At 37.2% G+C, this 21,522-nt stretch carries 17 protein-coding genes; 4 read left to right on the top strand and 13 right to left on the bottom strand.

Annotated features, from left to right (window positions below; genetic code table 11):
* Positions 1 to 10: 10 nt before the first annotated feature.
* Entirely contained in the window at positions 11 to 3,007 is a 2,997-nt protein-coding gene (locus tag ABVM52_RS15495; RefSeq protein WP_405381984.1) for a SusC/RagA family TonB-linked outer membrane protein, read from the bottom strand.
* Positions 3,008 to 3,383: 376 nt separating this feature from the next.
* Between ABVM52_RS15495 and ABVM52_RS15500 the strand changes: the two genes are divergently transcribed.
* Complete coding sequence (locus tag ABVM52_RS15500) at positions 3,384 to 5,552, top strand: thioredoxin domain-containing protein (protein WP_405381985.1); 2,169 nt, start codon at positions 3,384 to 3,386, stop codon at positions 5,550 to 5,552.
* Between the two features lie 117 nt (positions 5,553 to 5,669).
* A complete protein-coding gene (locus ABVM52_RS15505; protein ID WP_405381986.1) occupies positions 5,670 to 6,866 on the top strand; it encodes a DegT/DnrJ/EryC1/StrS family aminotransferase in 1,197 nt (398 codons plus the stop codon).
* Position 6,867: 1 nt separating this feature from the next.
* On the opposite strand, the gene ribB is transcribed toward ABVM52_RS15505, so the two are convergent.
* From ribB to ABVM52_RS15560, 11 genes are all read right to left on the bottom strand, one after another.
* On the bottom strand, positions 6,868 to 8,004 hold the full coding sequence (gene ribB, locus ABVM52_RS15510; protein ID WP_405381987.1) for a 3,4-dihydroxy-2-butanone-4-phosphate synthase: 1,137 nt from the start codon (positions 8,002 to 8,004) through the stop codon (positions 6,868 to 6,870).
* A gap of 11 nt (positions 8,005 to 8,015) precedes the next feature.
* Positions 8,016 to 9,449, bottom strand: coding sequence for an LptF/LptG family permease (locus ABVM52_RS15515; RefSeq protein ID WP_405381988.1), 1,434 nt, complete (start codon positions 9,447 to 9,449; stop codon positions 8,016 to 8,018).
* A 74-nt stretch (positions 9,450 to 9,523) separates the two neighbouring features.
* Entirely contained in the window at positions 9,524 to 10,168 is a 645-nt protein-coding gene (locus ABVM52_RS15520) for a LolA family protein (RefSeq protein WP_405385142.1), read from the bottom strand.
* Positions 10,169 to 10,181: 13 nt separating this feature from the next.
* Positions 10,182 to 12,560 carry a DNA translocase FtsK 4TM domain-containing protein gene (locus tag ABVM52_RS15525; protein WP_405381989.1) on the bottom strand — a complete coding sequence of 793 codons (2,379 nt, stop codon included), beginning with the start codon at positions 12,558 to 12,560 and terminating at the stop codon, positions 10,182 to 10,184.
* 61 nt (positions 12,561 to 12,621) lie between these two features.
* Positions 12,622 to 12,990, bottom strand: a complete 369-nt coding sequence (locus ABVM52_RS15530; protein ID WP_405381990.1) for a diacylglycerol kinase family protein — start codon at positions 12,988 to 12,990, stop codon at positions 12,622 to 12,624.
* Between the two features lie 10 nt (positions 12,991 to 13,000).
* Positions 13,001 to 13,504 (bottom strand): thiol peroxidase, encoded by a 504-nt coding sequence (gene tpx, locus ABVM52_RS15535; RefSeq protein ID WP_405381991.1) that lies wholly within the window; start codon positions 13,502 to 13,504, stop codon positions 13,001 to 13,003.
* 119 nt (positions 13,505 to 13,623) lie between these two features.
* Complete coding sequence (locus ABVM52_RS15540) at positions 13,624 to 13,881, bottom strand: DUF6952 family protein (protein WP_405381992.1); 258 nt, start codon at positions 13,879 to 13,881, stop codon at positions 13,624 to 13,626.
* Entirely contained in the window at positions 13,862 to 14,176 is a 315-nt protein-coding gene (locus tag ABVM52_RS15545) for a thioredoxin family protein (protein ID WP_405381993.1), read from the bottom strand. Before ABVM52_RS15545 ends, ABVM52_RS15540 begins: the two co-directional genes overlap by 20 nt.
* 67 nt (positions 14,177 to 14,243) lie before the next feature.
* A complete protein-coding gene (locus ABVM52_RS15550; protein WP_405381994.1) occupies positions 14,244 to 14,888 on the bottom strand; it encodes a peroxiredoxin in 645 nt (214 codons plus the stop codon).
* Positions 14,889 to 15,109: 221 nt separating this feature from the next.
* Positions 15,110 to 16,588, bottom strand: coding sequence for a Na+/H+ antiporter NhaC (gene nhaC / locus ABVM52_RS15555; RefSeq protein ID WP_405381995.1), 1,479 nt, complete (start codon positions 16,586 to 16,588; stop codon positions 15,110 to 15,112).
* 74 nt (positions 16,589 to 16,662) lie between these two features.
* The gene (locus ABVM52_RS15560; protein WP_405381996.1) at positions 16,663 to 17,883 is read right to left on the bottom strand and encodes an aminotransferase class I/II-fold pyridoxal phosphate-dependent enzyme; all 1,221 of its coding nucleotides are present in this window, start codon (positions 17,881 to 17,883) and stop codon (positions 16,663 to 16,665) included.
* Positions 17,884 to 18,032: 149 nt separating this feature from the next.
* On the opposite strand from ABVM52_RS15560, the gene ABVM52_RS15565 reads away from it, so the two are divergent.
* Complete coding sequence (locus ABVM52_RS15565) at positions 18,033 to 18,491, top strand: Lrp/AsnC family transcriptional regulator (protein ID WP_405381997.1); 459 nt, start codon at positions 18,033 to 18,035, stop codon at positions 18,489 to 18,491.
* Positions 18,492 to 18,539: 48 nt separating this feature from the next.
* Positions 18,540 to 19,946, top strand: a complete 1,407-nt coding sequence (gene lpdA, locus ABVM52_RS15570; RefSeq protein WP_405381998.1) for a dihydrolipoyl dehydrogenase — start codon at positions 18,540 to 18,542, stop codon at positions 19,944 to 19,946.
* 68 nt (positions 19,947 to 20,014) lie between these two features.
* On the opposite strand, the gene ABVM52_RS15575 is transcribed toward lpdA, so the two are convergent.
* The gene (locus tag ABVM52_RS15575) at positions 20,015 to 21,199 is read right to left on the bottom strand and encodes a heparan-alpha-glucosaminide N-acetyltransferase domain-containing protein (RefSeq protein ID WP_405381999.1); all 1,185 of its coding nucleotides are present in this window, start codon (positions 21,197 to 21,199) and stop codon (positions 20,015 to 20,017) included.
* Positions 21,200 to 21,522: the final 323 nt, after the last annotated feature.

Consider the following 21,522-nt stretch of genomic DNA (forward strand, 5'->3'; position numbering starts at 1 on the left):
TATTTAGCAATTAAAATGATACTTGTAAGCCTATTAAATACGTCTTAGGTTGTGGATAGGCACCTCTGTCGATACCATACTCAAACAAATCCCCATTACCTACTTCAGGATCTAAACCTGAGTATTCTGTAATAGTAATTAAGTTTTGACCACTTACATACACCCTAAACTTCGAGAACAACTCGCTACCAAAGGCGTTACTTGGTATGGTATAACCAATTGTAAGGTTTTTAAGTCTGGAGAACGACCCATCCTCTACAAAACGATCGGAAAGTTGAATATTTTGTGGTGCACCACCTGCTCTAGGCACGGTAGTGGAAGGGTTAGAAGGTGTCCACCTATCCAAAACCCCAACTCCAGCGTTGAATAATCTTGGCATACCTTCAAGGTCATAAATATTGGTGTTGTACAAATCTCTACCGTAAATTCCGGTCCAGAACATATTAAAGTCCCAATTTTTATAATCTGCACTTAAATTTAGACCGTATGTTAGGTCCGGTAACGGGTCACCAATAATGGTTCTATCCTCAGAGGTAATATCCCCATCATTGTTTAAATCCTTAAATCTAATGTCTCCTGGTTGAACGGTAGTCTGACCAGGGTTTGCCGTAAAGACCGCATCTACTTCCGCTTGATTTTGATAAATACCATCGGTTACCAAACCATAAAAGTGGAATAAAGATTCTCCTTCAACTACTCTGGTAATGTTCTGACTTTCAAAATTGCCACCTATTAGTTCATCCACTCCTCCTAAAGAAAGCGCGGTATTGGAACTGGTGGACAAATTAACGTTTGCAGACCATTTAAAGTCTCCTTCAAAATCATTATATCCTAAACTTAATTCAAAACCTGTTGTTTCTACAGATCCAACATTTCTTACTTGACTACCTTCGTTAATACCTAAAGAGGTAGAGGTAGGAACACGAATTAATAGGTCATCACTTTGGTTTTCATAGTATTCCAATGCCGCCGTAAACTTGTCATTTGCAAAACCTAAATCCAAACCAACGTTTAATTGTTTGGTTTCCTCCCATTTTAAATCTGGGTTGGCCAATCCAAAAGCGGTAGTACCTACTGCATTAGAGCCAGCAATTGGGTATAGGAAGTCGTTCACTAATGTTGCACTATATAAGTAATTGGCAATTCTGTCGTTACCTGAATATCCTAAACTTCCTCTTAGTTTCAATGTGCTTACATTGGTATCTAGCATAAAGTTTTCCTTGGCAACGTTCCAACCTAATGCATAGGAAGAGAACCATCCCCATCTATTATTAGAACCAAATTTAGAAGAGGCATCTCGTCTTAACGAAACGGCTGCAATATATTTGTCATCATAGTTATAATTCAATCTTCCTAAGAAACCTAGCCTATTGTACTCAAAAGAGGTACTTTCTAAGCTAGAATCTTCATTGGACAATTCATTAATTTCATCAGAAACGGAATTACGACTGTTCGCATTGACACTAGTACCCTTACTTTCAAACTTTTCAGATAGTAATAGGGCTTCAAAGTTATGGGCGTCACCAAATGTTTTATTATAGGTTAAACTATTTGTGAAAATTAAGGTTTGACCATCAGATGCATTTTTTGTTATTGCTGCAAATGCCTGTTGGTGTGTACCTCCCAAGCTATCGTCGTTAAAGGAAGGTATAAATCTATCGCTCTTTGCTTTGAAATAATCCAGACCCACTTGAGATTTAAACTTGAGGCCTTCAATGATGTCATATTCTGCAAAAATATTCCCAACTAAACTAAATGTATTATTTACAGCATTACCGTGCTTTAATATCCTAACTGGGTTTTCAGCATCTTGGCCGTCACCGGCGCTATTTGGACCTTGGAAACCACCAAGGTTATTTTCATTGTATACCGGTAAATATGGTGCAGCTTTTATTGCATGTTCTAAAAGTGAACGCCCACCTACACCAGTTGGGTCAGGGTTTTGCTTGTTAAAGTTTACGGACATGTTCTGTCCTAGTTTTAGTTTTCCAAAGGTGAAATCACTATTGGCCCTGAAGGAATATCTTTGAAAACCTGTTTCGATAACAATACCTTCACGTTCAAAATAACCTCCGGAAATTCTAAAGTTGCTGGTTTCATTACCTCCAGATGCTGCCATATCATAACTTCTAATAAGGCCAGAAGTATATATTTCATCTTGCCAATTGGTATTTAAACCAGAAGAGGATAAAGGCGTATTGGGTACAATGCCAAAAGCATCATTTGCATATTGCAAATATTGCTCCGTGTTTAAAACGTCATAACGCTGTGTGTTTTGTTGAAATCCTGTATGTGCGTTGAACGATAGCTGTGTTTTGCCACTTTTACCTTTTTTTGTGGTCACGATAATAACCCCGTTAGACCCCTGAGCACCGTAAACCGCGGTTGTAGAGGCATCTTTTAAAACGTTGATGGTCTCAATATCATTTTGGTTAATACCGGAAAGGTTCCCAACAATTACCCCATCTACTACAAATAAAGGAGCGTTGTTGCCAAAGGTGCCAAGCCCCCTAATGGTTATTGAAGGCTCCGTACCTGGTGCACCTGTATTTACCACCGAAATACCTGCTGCACGACCTTGCAGCGCTTCTGTAGCGTTTGCAACCGGAACAGCATTTAAATCTTCGGATTTAACACTGGAAATTGCTCCGGTAACGGCAACCCTGCTTTGAGCACCATAACCTACAACGACCACTTCATCTAAAGTCTGGGCATCAATTTCCATGGAAATGTTAAAGGAAGTCTGCCCGTTAACAGGTATTTGCTGGGTTAGGTAACCTAGATAGCTAACGGTTAGTGTAGCGTCTGTAGGAACGTTTGTCAATGAAAAATTTCCATCGAAATCTGTTTGGGTACCATTTGTAGTGCCAGAAACCACTACAGATGCACCTGGAAGGGGTGTACCCGTTTCATCAGAAACAACACCGGTAAGGGTGGTTGTTTGTGAATAGGCAAATTGCCCTAACATTGCAATGAAGGCAATGAATGTAATTTTGAGTTTACTCATAATCAATTAAGTTTAAGTTGTTATTCGTTCGAGTCACTTTTATGCGAAATAGTAACGAAACAAATATAATTTGGAGCTTATGTAGGGAGTAAAAGAAATGAAGCGAACACTAGTAAATTTGATGCAGCATTACTATAAGTATTGCTAATACGGCATTTTTGACCTTATTTTTTTATTAGTCTCTATAAAAGCTATGGAGGAAATTGATAGATTAATAAATTAACTGCATATAAATTGATTTTCCCGATTGTGCCATTTAGTTCTATAAACAAACTTGCAACCAAATTTTAGAGCAATGTGTCTTACTTCTAATAGTAGAAGCATTAAACATAAATTAAATATATCTTTGAAACTTTTATCCCATATTTTGGTCATTATGAACATTCGTATTTATTTATTGGTCCACATATTTATATTGGTTTTATTTAGCTCTTGTAAAGGAGATGAAAAATCTGCCCAACGTACTTCATCCTCTATACTTGAAGGCGATTTTGAATATACCAACGATCTTATTCATGAGACCAGTCCTTATTTATTACAGCATGCCCACAATCCTGTAAATTGGAAACCATGGTCGCAAGATGCTTTTAAGGAAGCGGAAGAGAAAAATGTTTTACTTGTTTTAAGTGTTGGGTATTCTACTTGTCATTGGTGCCATGTAATGGAGGAAGAGTCTTTTGAGGATTTGGAGGTCGCACATTTAATGAACGATAAATTTGTTAGCATCAAGGTTGACCGCGAAGAACGGCCAGATTTGGATATGGTATACCAGACCGCATTACAATTGGTTAATGGTACAGGGGGGTGGCCCATGAACGCCATTATTTTACCAGACGGTAGCCCCATATATTTAGGAACATATAGCACCAAAGAGGAGTGGAAAAATATCTTGACCAAATTCAGTACAGAATATGAGACTAATCCGGATAAGATAAAGGAATATGCCAATATGTTGGCAAACGGTGTACAGGAGGTGTATGAACAACCGGCCAAACAATTGTACAATGAAATTACGGTAGATAAAATTAAAAAAGGTATTTCTGCTTGGTCCACTTCATGGGATATGGAATGGGGCGGAAATTCAGGAGAGCAGAAATTCATTATCCCCGCAAACTTAAAAATGCTGTTGGATTATGCCGTTCTTGAGCAGGATAAAAATGCTCAGGAGTTTGTTTTTAAGACCTTGGATAAAGTGGCTCAAGGAGGTATTTATGACCATGTAGGTGGCGGATTTTTTAGGTATAGTACAGATTCTAAATGGAAAGTACCCCATTTTGAAAAAATGCTTTATGACAATGCACAGATGTTAAGTTTGTTATCCCAAGCTTATAAATTAAATTCCAGTAGTGAGTATCGTTCTATGATTAATGAAACTTTCCTTTTTCTTACTTCCGAAATGAGAAATGAGGACGGGGGTTATTTTAGTGCGATGGATGCAGATACCCAAGGTGAGGAAGGTCTTTATTATATATGGTCTGTTAATGAGTTACAATCGCTTCTGGGTAATGAGTATGAATTATTTGCCAAATTTTATAATATCCAAAAGGTTGAAGAATGGGAACATTCAAGCTTTGTTCTTTTTAATACGGAGTCCATAGAAGAATTTTCAAATAAGAATTCAATTACAGTACCAAATTTGTCAGGCAAATTAAAAAAATGGAAAGAAGTTCTGTACAAGGCTAGACAGTTAAGGGAAAAGCCCTCTAAGGATTATAAAATCATAACTTCCTGGAATGCGTTATTGATTGATGGACTGGTAGATGTTTACAAAACATTTAATGATGAACGCTATCTTAATGAGGCAAAATCTATTTTTGAATACTTGCGTACCCATAATTATAAAGAAGGAGAATTGGTTCATTCCTACACCGCCAATAGCGAGCAAAAAGAAGTTTTTTTAGAAGATTATGCTTTTTTGGCCAAAGCCGCTTTAAGTTTGTACGAAGTAACGCTGGATATCGCGTTTCTTCAATCCGCTAATGAATTAATGGAGCGCGCCCAAAAAACATATAAGAGCAGCTCTGGTCTGTATTATTATAATACCTCTAACGAATTAGTGCCACGTATGATCAATACAACGGACGGTGTTATACCGTCAGCTAATGCAATTATGGCTCATAACTTGTTTAAGATAGGTCATTTGGAATATAATACGTCCTTTCTTAATGAGGCTAAGAAAATGACTTCCTTGGTCGTAGGTGATTTTGAAAACTATGCTTTTAGTTATGGCTCTTGGGGAACACTACTTTTAAATTATTCCTATCCGTATTATGAAATTGCAGTAGTAGGAAGGCAGGCTGAAAGTTTGGTAAAGGAGATGGGAACATTATACTTAGCCAACACCTTGTTGGTGGGGAGTAAGACATCTAGCGAAATTTCTCTTTTCAAAGATCGTTATGATTCTCAAGAGACCTTTATTTACGTTTGTCAAAATAATACGTGCAAACTACCCGTAAAAACATCAATGGAAGCAGTTGAACAAATGAAATCCTTTGGGTATCCAGGTCTGTTCATTTCGGATATGAAGGTGCATTATAATTTCTAGATAGTCCACTGAAGCTTCTCGGTAAAGGTTTTTGGTTACTTAATATTTTTGATGCGTTCAAATCTTTGGTTTTGCCAATTATTTAAATAAGATTTGTAAAAAATAAATTGAAATAGAATGCCAGGATTTGAACTGTTTGGGGAAAGTGAGAAAGGTCAAGTACAGCAAGTATTGGATACAGGAGTTTTAATGCGTTATGGGTTTGACGGAATACGAAATGGACAATGGAAAGCCCTTGAACTAGAAAAAGCATTGGCTGAAAGAATGCAGGTAAAACATGCACAATTGGTAAGTAGTGGTACGGCTGCATTAACGGTAGCGCTTGCCAGTGCCGGAATTGGTGCGGGGGACGAAGTAATAATGCCAACATTTACATTTGTTGCCAGCTTTGAATCTATTCTTGCTATAGGTGCCGTTCCTATTTTGGTTGATGTGGACGATACGCTAACCTTGGATCCGGCAGCGGTAGAAAAGGCAATTACCAAAAGGACAAAAGTTGTTATGCCCGTACACATGTGTGGCTCAATGGCAGACCTAAATGCTCTAAAAGCTATATGTGCTAAACACAGTTTATTATTGCTGGAAGATGCTTGTCAAGCAATAGGGGGTAGTTATGAAGGAAAACCTTTAGGAAGTTATGGTGATTTAGGTTGTTTTTCCTTTGACTATGTTAAAACCATAACCTGTGGCGAGGGAGGTGCCATAATTACAAATAATGATGATTTTAAAATGAATGCAGATCACTATTCCGATCATGGCCATGATCATATTGGAACAAATAGGGGGGCAGAGGGTCATCCTTTTCTAGGGTATAATTTTAGAATATCGGAATTGAACGCTGCCGTTGGTTGTGCCCAAATACAGCGTTTAGATGAATTTCTAACCATTCAAGAAAAGCATTATACCTATTTAAAAACAGCAATTGCTTCTATTGATGGTATTACTTTTAGAAGAATACCTAATGGCGGAGTGGAAAATTATTCATTCATGTCGTTTTTCCTGCCATCAACCGAAATTGCTAAAAAAGCACATACTGCGCTAAGTGAAGCTGGTGTAGATGCCTGTTTTTATTGGTTTGATAATAACTGGCATTATTATAAGAAATGGGAGCATTTAACCAACGCAACCTCCCTTGGTAAATTACCACAAGAGGTTTTGAACCAATTACCTGATTATTCAAAAGCCAATTTTTCTAAATCCGATGCTTGGGTAGGTAGAACAATTTCATGCCTGATCAAGTTAAGTTGGACAGAAGAGCAGGTTAAGGAACGTGCAGAAACAATGAGCGCTGTACTAAAAAGAGTCTTGGAATAAATTAATAGGAAACATATTCCACAATTTCAAGTCCGTACCCAATAATACCTACTCTTTTTGTTTGAAGACTGTTGGTCATTAGCTTCATTTTATGAATGCCAAGGTCATGTAGTATTTGGGCGCCAATACCAAAATCCCTACTATCCATTTCAATTTTAGGTGCTTTGGTTATTCCTTGCTTTTGCAATTCCTTTAGTTCTTTTAGTCGGGATAGAAGGTTCAAGGATTCAACATCTTGGTTAATGAATACTATAGCTCCTTTTCCTTCCTCATTGACCTTTTTAAACATATCCTCAAGTTTTTCATCAGGATTGTGGGTCAATGTTCCTAAAATATCATTGTTGATCAGTGTGGAATTGATTCTCGTAAGAATTTTTTCGTCGGCAGACCAAGTACCTTTGGTCAATGCTAAATGAACATGATTATTTGTAGTCTGTTTATAAGCACGTAACCTGAACTCCCCAAATCTAGTTTGAATATTAAAGTCGACCTCTTTTTCAATTAAACTATCATGCTCCATTCTATAGGCAACAAGGTCTTCTATGGAAACTATTTTTAAGTCAAATTTTTTAGCTACTTCAATTAGTTGGGGTAAGCGTGCCATACTACCATCATCATTCATGATCTCAACAATATAACCGGCAGGTTTTAGACCGGCCAATCTAGCAAAGTCAATAGCGGCTTCTGTATGTCCGGTTCTACGAAGAACACCACCTTCTTTGGCTACCAAGGGAAATATATGTCCTGGTCTTACAAGGTCGTGGGGCTTTGTATTAGGGTCGGTTAAAGCAAATACCGTTTTAGATCGGTCGCTCGCAGAAATCCCTGTTGTTACTCCGTTACCTCTCAAATCTACGGATACGGTAAAAGCGGTCTCAAACGGATCGGTATTGGTGTTCACCATAAGTTGTAGACCTAGTTCCTTGCATCTACCTTCGGTCAATGGGGCGCAAATAAGACCTTTTCCATGCGTAGCCATAAAATTTATGGTCTCTGGGGTAGCAAGCTCCGCTGCTGCCAAAAAATCGCCTTCATTTTCCCTATTCTCATCATCAACTACGATTATGACCTTTCCCAAGCGAATATCCTCAATGGCCTCCTCAATGGTATTCAATTGTATTTTTATTTGATCTGTCATGATATTAACAATCAGCTTTTATCTTTTTTCTTAAATAGTTTTTTGAAGAAATCGGTTATAAAACCAAAGTCTACCATTCCTTTATCCTCCGTAGCCCTTTTTGTCAAAAATATACCCAAAGGCAGCATTATAAGTGTTGATAACCAAGCCCCTAACATAGGATGAATGTTACCTTCTTTAGAATAATTCCCCGCAAAAACCCCTATAAAATAATAAATAAGAAAGAGTACTATGGCGATTACCATAGGTAGTCCTAATCCTCCTTTTCTAATGATTGCGCCTAGGGGTGCACCTACAAAAAATAGGATAATACAGGAAAATGCCAATGCATATTTACTATGAAGGGAAAGTATATGCATATTGTATATTTTGTAACGCTTTTGCATTTCTTCCTTCTTACCTGTTACCGAACCTAAAATACTACTTGTTGCATTTTTGGCGCTGCTAAGTATTTGCAACTGTTGCCATTCTGGAAAAAGTACAAGAAAATTTTCCTTAATGGAATCTTGCAATGCGGTATTCGCTTTTGCCAATTTTGCTTTTTCTGCAGATATGGAGTCTTTTTTAGAAACCATGGCAGATTTAAGGGTGTCCGTATTTTTTATGACCAAAGGAGCAAACAGGCCAATTCTACTTTCAATATTTTTTGAAAAGGCGCGAACAATCCTGTAATTGTCCCCTCTTAATGAATCAATATCCTTAGAGAGTCTTGATATATTTTTCATTTTGTCCGTACTGATATCCCGTTCCTCCTCCAAATCATCATTATTGATATCGGGAATTTCGATATTCATGGTGTAGGTATCAAAATTTGCCTGTGCAAATGGGAACTTCATTTTACTGTCGTTACTTTTGGTGGCAACATCTTCGTAATAATGCCCGTCTTGCAATACCAATTGTATCAAATCAGAATCCTCGCTACTGATCAACTCTCCGGTTTTGGATTTTATAACCGTAGTATTTAAATTGGTTTTGGATTTAATATGTATGATTACATTTTTAAGAAAGCGATCGTTCTCACCATATTTTTCATCTACCTTGATGTTCATCCCTTCAAAATCACTGAAAACACCTTCTGCTACCACGGCAGCGGGTTTAACCTTGGCAATATTCCTCCTTAAATTATAAATTTTTCTTTGGGATAGGGGTATAACATTGTTGGCAAAAAAGAAGGTTACGCCCCCTAATATGACCACAAAAATGATCAAGCTCAACATTGAACGCTGTAAGGAAATGCCAGAGGCTTTCATGGCAGCGAATTCATAATTCTCGGCAATGGAACCAAACGTAAGAATGGATGAAAGTAGTACCGTTAAGGGTAAAACTTTTTCTGTAAGATCAGGTAATAAATAGAAGAGGAATTTACCTATAATAATGATATCTAGGCCTTTACCGGCTATATCATCAATAAAAAGCCAAATCGTTTGAAATATGAAGATGAACATCAATATTACAAACGAACTGACAAAATTAAAGACGAACCTTGATAGGATATATCGGTCTAGAATTCTCAATAGATCTAATTTCTTAGAATGAAATAGCCTTCATCCTTATATTTAGCTTCGTCAAAAGTAAATAAGGTTTTGGACAAATCTTGGTCTGTTTTAAAAGAATTAACAGTGATCGTTGTCTTGGTACCATTTTTACCCGTCTCAATTAGTTTGTAGATGTGCTTTGTGCCCATATCTATTCCCAATAACCTGGATTTAATTTCCGTGTCTGAATTTATTGGGGTCAATTTTACATATTGGATCTTTCTGCCCTGAACGTTTTGTAAAATATCCCATGCATAATTATGTCCTTCTTTATAGAATGTCAACATTTTTGAGGGGGTCATGGCATTTTCATCTTCGGACTGATCTTCAATGGTTACTTCTTCATTTTCCGGTACAATGGTATATACCTTGTTACCGTCATAAATTTGCTGTGAACCTAAATAGTTGAAAATATAATTTTCACCTGAGAGCGTAACATCTCCTCTTGTTTCTTGATTAATGCCGGCTTCTGCATTTTTAAGGTCAAATTTAAAATCTACGTAAATATTATCGTAGCTCTTTACTTTGGCATAAACTTCATCTAATAACGCTTTAGCTTTATCTGAACCTTGCGCATGGGCAAAGGTGGAGATAAAAATAGCGGTACATACAATAATAATTTTCTTCATCATGTTTTTTAAATTATTCATTATCCAATATTTGTTGAAGGGCAACAATGTCAGACACATAAACCTGTCTTGCTTTACTACCTTCAAACGGACCTACAATTCCCGCAGCTTCTAGTTGATCTATAATTCTTCCCGCTCTGTTATAACCCAATTTCAATTTACGTTGAATTAAAGATGCGGAACCCTGTTGGGCAATTACAATAACTTCTGCTGCTTCACGAAACTTAGAATCCCTTTCAGACACGTTATTATCAAGACTCGTGCCAGAATCCTCTCCAACATATTCAGGCAGTTCATGAGCATCTGGGTAAGCTCTCTGACTACCAATGAATTCAACTATTTTGGCAACTTCTGGTGTATCTACGAAAGCACATTGAATACGGGTGACATCATTTCCTTGGGTAAATAACATGTCTCCTCTACCTATTAACTGGTCGGCACCTGCGGTATCAAGAATAGTTCTAGAATCTATTTTAGAAGTTACCCTAAATGCTAATCTTGCCGGGAAATTAGCTTTAATAATACCTGTAATTACGTTTACGGATGGTCTTTGCGTTGCAATGATCAAATGAATACCAATTGCCCTTGCCAATTGTGCCAATCTTGCCACCGGGGTCTCAACTTCTTTTCCTGCAGTCATGATTAAATCTGCAAATTCATCTATGACCAGAACAATATATGGCAGGAATTTGTGTCCGTCGTTCGGATTCAGTTTTCTAGCCTTAAACTTGGTATTATATTCCTTTAAATTACGGACCATTGCCAATTTCAATAGCTCGTACCTGTTATCCATTTCTATACAAAGCGAGTTTAAGGTATGGATTACCTTGGTATTGTCGGTAATTATGGCTTCTTCCGAATCTGGAAGTTTAGCCAAGAAATGACGTTCTATTTTGTTATAAAGTGTAAGTTCTACTTTCTTAGGGTCCACCAAAATAAATTTCACCTCAGCCGGATGCCTTTTGTATAATAAGGAGGTTAATACGGCATTTAAACCTACGGACTTACCTTGACCCGTTGCACCGGCCATTAACAAGTGGGGCATTTTAGCCAAATCCACTACAAAGGTTTCATTGCTAATGGTCTTACCAAAGGCAATTGGCAATTCCATTTCCGCCTTTTGGAACTTGCTTGATGCAATAACAGAACGCATGGAGACTATGGTAGAATTTTTATTGGGTACTTCTATACCAATGGTTCCCTTGCCGGGTATTGGAGCAATAATTCGTATACCCAAAGCTGCTAACGATAAAGCGATATCATCTTCTAGATTTTTGATCTTGCTAATTCTAACACCTGCTTCTGGTACTATTTCATATAGAGTGACCGTGGGACCAATAGTTGCCTTAATTTGGGCAATTCCAATTTTATAATTTTTTAGGGTCTCTACGATCCTATTCTTGTTTTCCTCTAATTCTTCTTGATTAATGGTGATACCACCTGTAGTACCGTGTTGATCTAGAAGGTCTATATGTGGAAATTTATAATTGCCTAACTCAAGAGTTGGGTCAAATTCTCCAAAATCATCCACTAGTTTATTGGCAAGGACATCTACTTCTTCTGGCTCTTCTATAACTTGTTCAACCTCCATAGCCAAAGTTTCCTCCGGCTCAGGCTCAGGTACGGTGATTTCAAAATCTTTTGCATTTTCCTCTTTTTCCAAATGAGGAATTTCTGTTTTATGTGTATAGGTGTCAACCACCACCGGGGCTTCTTCCTCTAATGAAGTAGATAAAATATCCTCTTGTTCTTTCTTCTTGTTCGCTTTACGTTCTTGGTTTGCTTTGAATTCTGAGGAAATGGCTTCTTTTCTTGACTTAAAGAATGAGCCAATTGCTTCTGGCGTTAGTTCAAAAAGTCGTACCATTATAAAGATAAGTCCAAACAGCAATAATAATAGAACTCCTATTTTACCTGTATAATCCTGCAAGAAATCATTCATTTCATAACCGATCAAACCACCTAGTAAAGGTGTATCTATGGCAAAAAAGCCTAATGCGATGGATATCCAAATAACGAATAACAAGCCCCATACCCATTTCTTTAGAAGCGCCCTTAATGGCAATCCTAAAAACAGATAGATACCGGTAATGCAGATTAAGAAGGGAAAAATTAGCGAAGCCAATCCAAAACCCTTGTACATGAAAAAATGACTGATGCTGGCGCCAAATTTATTTAATAAGTTTTTAGCGAGCTCATTACGGTCTTTAAACTCTGTCAACAGACTTTGATCGTCTTGCCAATTAAAATAAAAGGATATAAATGAAAAAAATAGCGCAATGCTAAAAAGCATCAACAAACTGCCCAAAATAATTTTATTCTGTTTGGACAATTTAAAGAATGTTCCTTTTTTAGTAGGTTTTGGCTTTGATTTAGTTGCCTTTTTTGCCATTAAATCTTTTATTCTGGTGCTAAATTACAAATTTACGTTGAGCTATTGGAAATGTTAGATCTTACTGCAAAATCTTGGGAATATAAATGATAAGGCCAATAATTGCAGAAGCAATGGAAACCAACATCACCGCACCGGCCGATATATCCTTTATGAAGCCAATCTTTACGTCAAACTCTGGTTGTACATAATCAGATATTTTTTCTACAGCCGTATTCATACCTTCTATACCCAGTACCAAGGCAATAGCAAAAATTTGCAGGATCCATTCCGTACTGGAAATTTCAAAATAGTAGCCGGCAATGGTCACTAGAATGGCAATGACCACCTGAATTTTTATACTTGCCTCTGTACGTATCAACAACCAGGCTCCTTTTAGGGCGAAACCAACACTTTTGATACGGTTGACCAAAAAGGATTCTTTGGGCATGGTTTAGTTTTTAATTCATTAACGCCTCCAATGCCGCCTTGTAATTAGGTTCTTCCGTAATTTCGGCTACCTGTTCCGTATAAATTACATTGCCTTTTTCGTCTAATACTACTACTGCTCTGGAATGTAGAGGAGCAAGTGGTCCATCAGAAAAATCAACATTGTATGCCTTACCAAAATTACCATCTCTAAAATCTGAAAGCATTTCTACGTTATCAATGCCTTCCGCACCACAAAATCTTGCTTGTGCAAAGGGTAGGTCTTTGGAAACACAAAGCACAATAGTGTTATCCAATTCTGCGGCCTCTTGGTTAAATTGTCTTACGGACTGTGCACAGGTACCGGTGTCTACACTTGGAAAGATATTTAAAACCACTCTTGCACCTTCATAATCTGAAAGTTTTACGGTAGAAAGATCGTTTTTGGTCAAATGAAATTCTGGAGCTTTGTTCCCATTAGATGGTAAAGATCCTATAGTATGTATTGTATTGCCTTTTAGAGTAACGGATGCCATTTTTTAAGTTTAAGGTTTAAAGTTGTGAAATTATAAAATATAAAGCTTAAACGTAAATTAAAGCATAAAAAAAGGTTCTTTCAAAAATGAAAGAACCTTTAGGTATAAATTAATCTTTTTTACTTGTCTATAGACCCAAGAACACGTTGCATAAATTGGTTCATGGCATCTTTTTTAGGCGTGCCTTCTTGAATACTTTGTGCAACATCAATGGCGCCATACATATTGGAAATTAATTCTCCTATCACATCTAACTCCTCATCCTTTAAGGAGGGTAGTTCCGTAAGGGCCTCTAAAGTCTCAATAGTTTCTAGAACATAATCACTGTCCTTTTCCTCAATAAATTCCGTAAGTAATTTAATTATAGGCAACCTCACTGATCAATTCTTTTAAAAGGTCGTATTTATTCGTCTGGACCTGATTTTTTAATTTCCCTTTTTCAAAAGAGGCAAATGTTGGTAAATTGTCAACATTGGCTAATTTTCTGGATGCAGGAAATTTTTCTGCATCGGCTATAACGAAAGTAATGTTTTCATTGGTAGAAGCCTCTTTCTTGAATTTTGGCTTCATGATTCTACAGTTACCGCACCAAGTGGCTGAGTATTGTACTACCACATTATCATTATTTGCTATAATTTCCTGTAGATTGTCTTGTTCTAGTTCTAATAACATAACTGCAATTGTTTTGTGTGGAAACAAGGGCGCAATTAATAATCACACCCTGTTATTGTGTTTATACTTAGTTGGCGTGGGCAGAAAGATAGGATTTTACACCTTCTCTATTTGCAGACATTGCTTCTTTACCTTCTTCCCAGTTAGCAGGACATACTTCTCCTTTTTCTTGAACATGGGTGTAGGCGTCAATTAAACGAAGGTATTCGTTAACATTTCTTCCTAAAGGCATATGATTAATTCCTTCATGGAAAATGGTTCCTTCCTCATCAATTAAGTAGGTAGCACGATAGGTTACATTATCACCTTCAACAGTAATAATATCATTTACCTCGTCATACTCTTTATTGGTCGTATCAAGAATACCTAAAGTAGCTGCCAAATTTCTATTGCTGTCTGCCAAAATAGGGTAGGTAACACCTTCAATTCCACCATTGTCCTTATCTGTGCTTAGCCAGGCAAAATGAACTTCTGCAGTATCACATGAAGCACCAATGACCATAGTGTTTCTCTTTTCAAACTCGCCTAAAGCTGCTTGAAAAGCATGAAGTTCTGTAGGGCATACGAAAGTAAAATCCTTTGGGTACCAAAAAAGAACTACTTTTTTATTGTTTTTTTGAGCTTCTTCCAAAACGTTGATTTTAAAAGTATCGCCCATTTCATTCATTGCGTTAACGCTTAGATTTGGGAATTTTTTTCCTACAAATGCCATAATATGTTTTCGTTTATTGATTTATTGTAGGGCAAAATTAGCACATGATGTGCTGTTAAACCACATTCAAAATTAGATTTTTCAATAGGAGGATAACTATTTTGAATGGCGCAATAATTGGTGTGCTTTTGTTATCAATGTGCCAATTATTGGCGTTGTAAATTGCCAGATCATTACTTTAATGTCCGTGGGATGAATTTATCAAAATTGGAGCAAAGGAACTATTTGGTAAATATGCGCTTTATCTTAATATTTAGGGCTGCAAATATGAAGGTCATAATAGGACTTAACCAATTAAATATTGCATATACAAAATACTCCGCTACGCTTACGCCTAGTACGCCACTATGATAGGCGCCGCAGGTGTTGTAAGGAATCAGTACAGAGGTTACCGTTCCTGTATCCTCTAAAGTTCTGCTCAGATTTTCAGGGGCTAAACCTTTATCCTTAAAGGCTTTGGAAAACATTTTACCGGGAACAACAATGGCCAGATATTGGTCAGATGCTGTTCCGTTTAGAACAATACAGCTAATTCCTGTACTAAAAAATAGGCCAAAAGTAGATTTTGCCAAACTTAGCAGGGCTTTTGTAATACGGGATAATGCTCCTATACCATCCATTATACCTCCAAAAACCATAGCACAAACAATGAGCCAAATGGTGCCCAACATACCGGCCATACCCTTAGCGGAAAATAAATCGCTTAAAACTTCATTATCCGTTGGTATTTCCGTGCTTACTGTTATGGCTTGTAATATTCCTTTATAGGCAGAATGAAAATCCAGGTCCTTACTGCCTGTAATTCCTGCAACGACTTCAGGTTGAAAAATAACTGCAAAAAGAGCTCCTAACAATGTGCCAATTAGTAAAGCTGCCAATGGTGGAGTCTTTTTTACGATAAGCGCTACCACTACTATTGGTACCAAGAACAACCAGCCATTAATGTTGAACGTAGTATCTATGGATGATAAAATATTTTCAATATCTGCAACACCGCTCGTATCAACATTTAAACCTATAATTATAAATACCAATAAGGTTACTGAAATGGTCGGTACCGTAGTCCAAAGCATATATTTTATATGGTCAAACAGTTCTCCACCTGCCATAGCGGGAGCTAAATTGGTGGTGTCGCTCAATGGGGAAAGCTTGTCCCCAAAATAGGCGCCGGATAAAACGGCACCTGCCGTCATGCCCAAAGAAACACCTAAGGCTTCGCCAATACCAATCAATGCGATACCTACGGTTGCAGAGGTGGTCCAGCTACTACCTGTAGCCACGGAAATTATAGCACAAATTATAACACAGGCGGCCAGGAAAATTGTGGGATTTAGAATTTGAAGCCCATAATAAATCATTGCTGGGATAATACCACTTATTAGCCAGGTGCCGGCCAAAGCACCTACCATTAAAAGTATAAGCAATGCGCCGGTTGTAGCCTTTATATTTTCTGCAACCTCGGCCAACATTTGTTTGTAAGATACTTTGTTGAAAAAACCAACTATTGCGGCTATGGCTCCTCCCAATAGAAGTATAAATTGGTTGGATCCGCTAAGGGCATCGTCCCCAAATACATACACATTGTAGGCAAGCATACCTACAAGGGCCAATACTGGAATGAGCGCCTCTACTATACTCAGTTCCCTATTTTGTACAATATGTTCATTTTCTCTATGCTCATTGGTATTATGGTCGGCCATTAAAGATGAGTTTGGATTCTACGTAATATTACGATTTATGGGAATGATGTGCAAACCCAATCTGAAATACGGAGCTAAGTTTTTATGCCTGTGGAATCCAATATCTTAAGGTCCATTAGGCATTTTTTCATCATGGAATAGGTACGTTCAATATCGTCGTCTAGACCTATAGAAAATCTAATTAGCCCATTTCCAAGTCCCATTTCTTCCTGTTCCTCTACAGGAATTTCCGATGATGTTGAACTGCCAGGTGCACTGAACAAGGTTTTATAAAAACCTAAACTAACCGCTAAATATCCTAATTTACGTTCTTGCATTAGTTCCATTAAGGTATTGGCGTTTTCCAATGATCCTACATCCAATGTCAATAATCCCCCGTAGCCATATTCCGGATTCATTTGATCTTCCATAATCAAATGGCCTGGGTGAGATGATAATCCTGGATAAACCACTCGCAAACCATCTTGTTCAAATTTTTGCGCAAGATACAGTGCATTTGCGCTATGTTGTTTTATTCTAATATGTAGGGTTCGCATATTCTTAAGGATAGACGCGGCCCTCATGCTGTCCAACGTACTGCCCAGCAGCATACCAGCACCATTGTTTACATCCTTAAGTGCAAGGCAGAATTCGGTAGAGCCACAAACCACGCCGGCTACACAGTCACTGGTGCCGTTTATAAATTTGGTAAGACTATGGATAACGATATCTGCCCCTAATCTGGCAGGTGAAACGGTAAGTGGTGAAAAGGTATTGTCTACCACCAACGGTAAATTACTTTGTTTGGCGATACGCGAAAGAGCAGAAATATCCGCAACTTCCAAAAGTGGATTGCTCACACTTTCACAATAGATCATTTTGGTGTTGGGGGTTATGGCTTTTTCAACAGCTTTTAAATCGGTAATATCCAAGAAGGTGGTGGTAATTCCCAGCTTTATTAAAAAGTTCTTCATAAAAGCATAAGTGCCACCATATATGGTTCTGCTACTAATAATATGGTCTCCTGCAGAACATAGTTGTAATATAACGGCCGTTATCGCCCCCATGCCGCTTGCGGTAACATTGGCAGTTTCCGTTCCTTCTAGTGCTGCCAAGGCTTCGCCCAAATATAGATTTGATGGTGAAGAGTGTCTGCTATAGAGATAGCACCCTTCGGTATTTCCCTCAAAAGTATCGAACATCGTTTTTGCCGATATAAAGGTATATGTAGAGGAATCTGATATAGAGGGGTTTACCCCGCCATATTCCCCAAAATATTGTAAATCTTGTAAATTGTTGCTATGCTTGGTGCTCATGAATTAAATTTTAAGTAAATCTATTTCATAGTAAACTAATTATCAATATATTTATTTAATTATAGATTTTAATTCTAAAATTATTTAATAACCAGAATTAAAGTTTGTGTAGAGGTGAATTTTTTCATTTTTATAGATAATAAATCCATATGAAACTAGATGATAAGGATATTACACTTTTAGGACTGTTACAGGATAATAGTAAGAAAACAAACAAAGAATACGCATTACACCTAGGGTTGTCTACTACAGCAATTTATGAGCGTATAAAGCGATTGGAACGTACTGGTGCCATAAGAAATTATGTTGCTTTAGTAGATAAGGCCAAAGTAGATAGGAATTTTACGGTATTCTGCCATGTAAAATTGGTACAACATGTAAAGGATAACATTGCACAGTTTGAAGCGCAGGTTTTGTGCTTGCAGGAAGTGGTAGAGTGCCACCATTTAAGTGGGGACTATGATTATTTATTGAAAATTCATGTAAAGGACATGGATGCGTACCGTCATTTTATGGTCAATAAGCTAACTGCCATGAACCATATAGGAAGTACGCAAAGTTCATTTACAATAAAAGAGGTAAAGCATTCTACAGCGATACCCCTTTAAAACTAAAAATAGTATTAATTTTGTAAGACATTAGAAAACAAATATTTTATGGATCAATATGATGTAGCCATTATAGGCTCGGGACCTGGGGGATATGTAGCGGCAATACGTTGCGCACAACTAGGAATGAAAACAGCAATAATTGAAAAATATTCCACTTTGGGCGGAACGTGTTTAAATGTAGGGTGTATACCTTCAAAAGCATTGTTGGATTCTTCACATCATTACGAGGATGCCATTAAGCATTTTGATGAGCATGGAATTGAAATACCGGGTGAAGTAAAAGTAAACTTGGAAAAAATGATTGCCCGTAAACAAGGGGTTGTTGACCAAACTACAAAAGGTATTGAGTTTTTGATGGACAAGAATAAGATTACCGTATACGAAGGTGTGGGTAGTTTTAAGGATGCCACTCATGTAAACATCAAAAAAAATGATGGTAAAACAGAGGAAATAGAAGCTAAGAATATTATTATAGCAACAGGTTCTAAACCGTCTACCCTGCCTTTTATAAAACTTGACAAAGAGCGCATTATCACTTCTACAGAGGCATTAAAATTAAAAGAAGTACCAAAACATATGATCGTTATTGGTGGCGGTGTCATTGGTTTGGAGTTAGGACAGGTTTATAAAAGACTTGGAGCAGAGGTTACGGTCGTAGAATTTATGGACCGTATAATTCCGGGTATGGATGGTGCACTTTCTAAAGAACTGACCAAGGTGTTGAAAAAGCTAAAAGTTAAGTTTGCTTTGTCCCACAAAGTAAAATCAGTAGAAAGAAATGGCGATCAAGTAATTGTTAAGGCAGATAACAAAAAAGGTGAAGAAGTTGTTTTTGAAGGCGATTACTGTTTGGTTGCCGTAGGTAGAAGACCATATACGGACGGATTGAATGTTGATGCTGCCGGTGTTAAACTTGATGAAAGGGGTAAAGTCATTGTTGATGAGCATTTGAAAACCAATATTGATAATGTTTACGCTATTGGCGATGTTATTAAAGGGGCTATGCTTGCACATAAGGCAGAGGAAGAAGGTACTTTGGTCGCCGAGCAATTGGCAGGTCAAAAACCTCATATAAATTATAACTTAATACCTGGGGTCGTGTATACATGGCCAGAAGTTGCCGCTGTTGGTAAAACAGAGGAAGAACTAAAGGAAGCTGGAGTAGATTATAAATCAGGCCAATTTCCTATGCGTGCTTTAGGGCGGGCAAGGGCCAGTATGGATATTGACGGATTCGTTAAAATTCTTGCAGATAAAAAGACCGATGAAGTTTTAGGGGTGCATATGGTAGGTGCACGTGTGGCAGACTTAATTGCCGAAGCGGTTACTGCTATGGAGTTTAGGGCATCTGCAGAAGATATTTCCAGAATGAGCCATGCTCACCCAACTTATGCCGAGGCGGTGAAAGAAGCAGCATTGGCAGCTACTGAAGACAGAGCTTTACATATTTAGAAAATATAGCGTACAAATTTATAAAGCAGTCCATCCTAGGGCTGCTTTTTTTATGGAGTACTGGTGGATTAATTTTTAATAAGGCCTAATGCGCGCAGTACTTTTTCCGTGGCATTCTTTATAAGTTCATACAGCATTAAGGCAAATTGTTCCAAATAAATCCTGGTTAGCGAAAGTAGCGAGGAAACATGTTCTTTAAATGCTATTTTGTGGTCTTCATATTTTAGTGCGATAAAAGAGCAACCGACCATAAATAAAATTGCTCCGGGAATGACTACCCAGGGCGATAAGGAGTGATGAAAAAACCTGTAAAGACCTAGTCCGGTAAAGCTGCCATACAATAAGATAAAATGTATGACATAAATAGATAACGTACTCTGACCTATTTTTAGCCATGTTTTATTCATTAAAAAGCTTTTAAGTAGAATGAATATGGAAAAAACCAATAGTACATCCCCAAGCCTAATGAATAGATAGTTGTTACTATATATAGATTGAAATAATTTTACCCCGGTCAGCTCATACATGGCATAGAAAACATCCGACGAAAAAAATATAAGAAGTAATCCAATACCAATATATATTGGTGTAAGGAATAAATATAAATTTTTATGTTCTTTAAACTTGGTAAATATTACTGACATGCAACCACCAATGCTAGCATAGCCCAACCAAGGTATGATAGTAAATACGGATCCGTTGGCCTTGGTAAAGTAGTTGGCCAGAAATGAAGGGAGGGCATCAAAGCTATACGATTTGTAGATAGGTTCAAAAATGAACAATACTACGGTCGTGCAAGCCAAAATGGTAGGGAATAACCATTTTTTTTTGGAATAAGCTAGAACATAGCACCCAATAATGAAAAATAATGACAGACCTATACAGTGTAATACATCCACCAAATAAAAAGATTCATATATTTCACCCTTTAGCAGGCCAAAAAAATTAATTCTAAGTAGATAGGCTATAATCAAGAGTTCAAATCCTCTTTTTAATCCTTTTTTTACACGGATATTGTCCCAACCTGTTTGGGGTGAACGGATCAAAAGAAATGTAAAAATAAAACCTGAAACGGTAAAGAACACGGGGGCGGTAATACCTCTAAAATATTTCCAAGTGCTAAACACTACATTAGAATTGTCCCTAAAGGCATTATCTAAAAGTCCATCAATAAAATGTCCTTGCAACATCATCAAGATAGCCCAAGCCCTAATGGCGTCTAAAAAATACAATCTTGCTTTAGCGTTGCTCATTATATTAATTATATCCTATATACCTAAATGACAGTATGTTTGGATGTTCAACAAAGCAAAATTAGATAAAATAAATTAAGGTGTGGAGTAATTAAAATAAATTCATAATCTCGTATTAAATAGGGGTAATGAACTAAACATTGGCATTTATATCTTAGAATTTTTTAAAAAGAATCAATGTTCTGCCAATGATGTGTATGTACAAGCTGTAAAATAGCTTCATAAGTTCTACATAATATGAGTATTTAGGACTAATAATATTAGAGCTATAATAATATTTTTTTGTTCATCTTTTAATAATATCTTGTTTTTAGTAGGGAGTG

Source organism: Maribacter sp. LLG6340-A2, from assembly GCF_045057105.1.
Taxonomy (GTDB): domain Bacteria; phylum Bacteroidota; class Bacteroidia; order Flavobacteriales; family Flavobacteriaceae; genus Maribacter.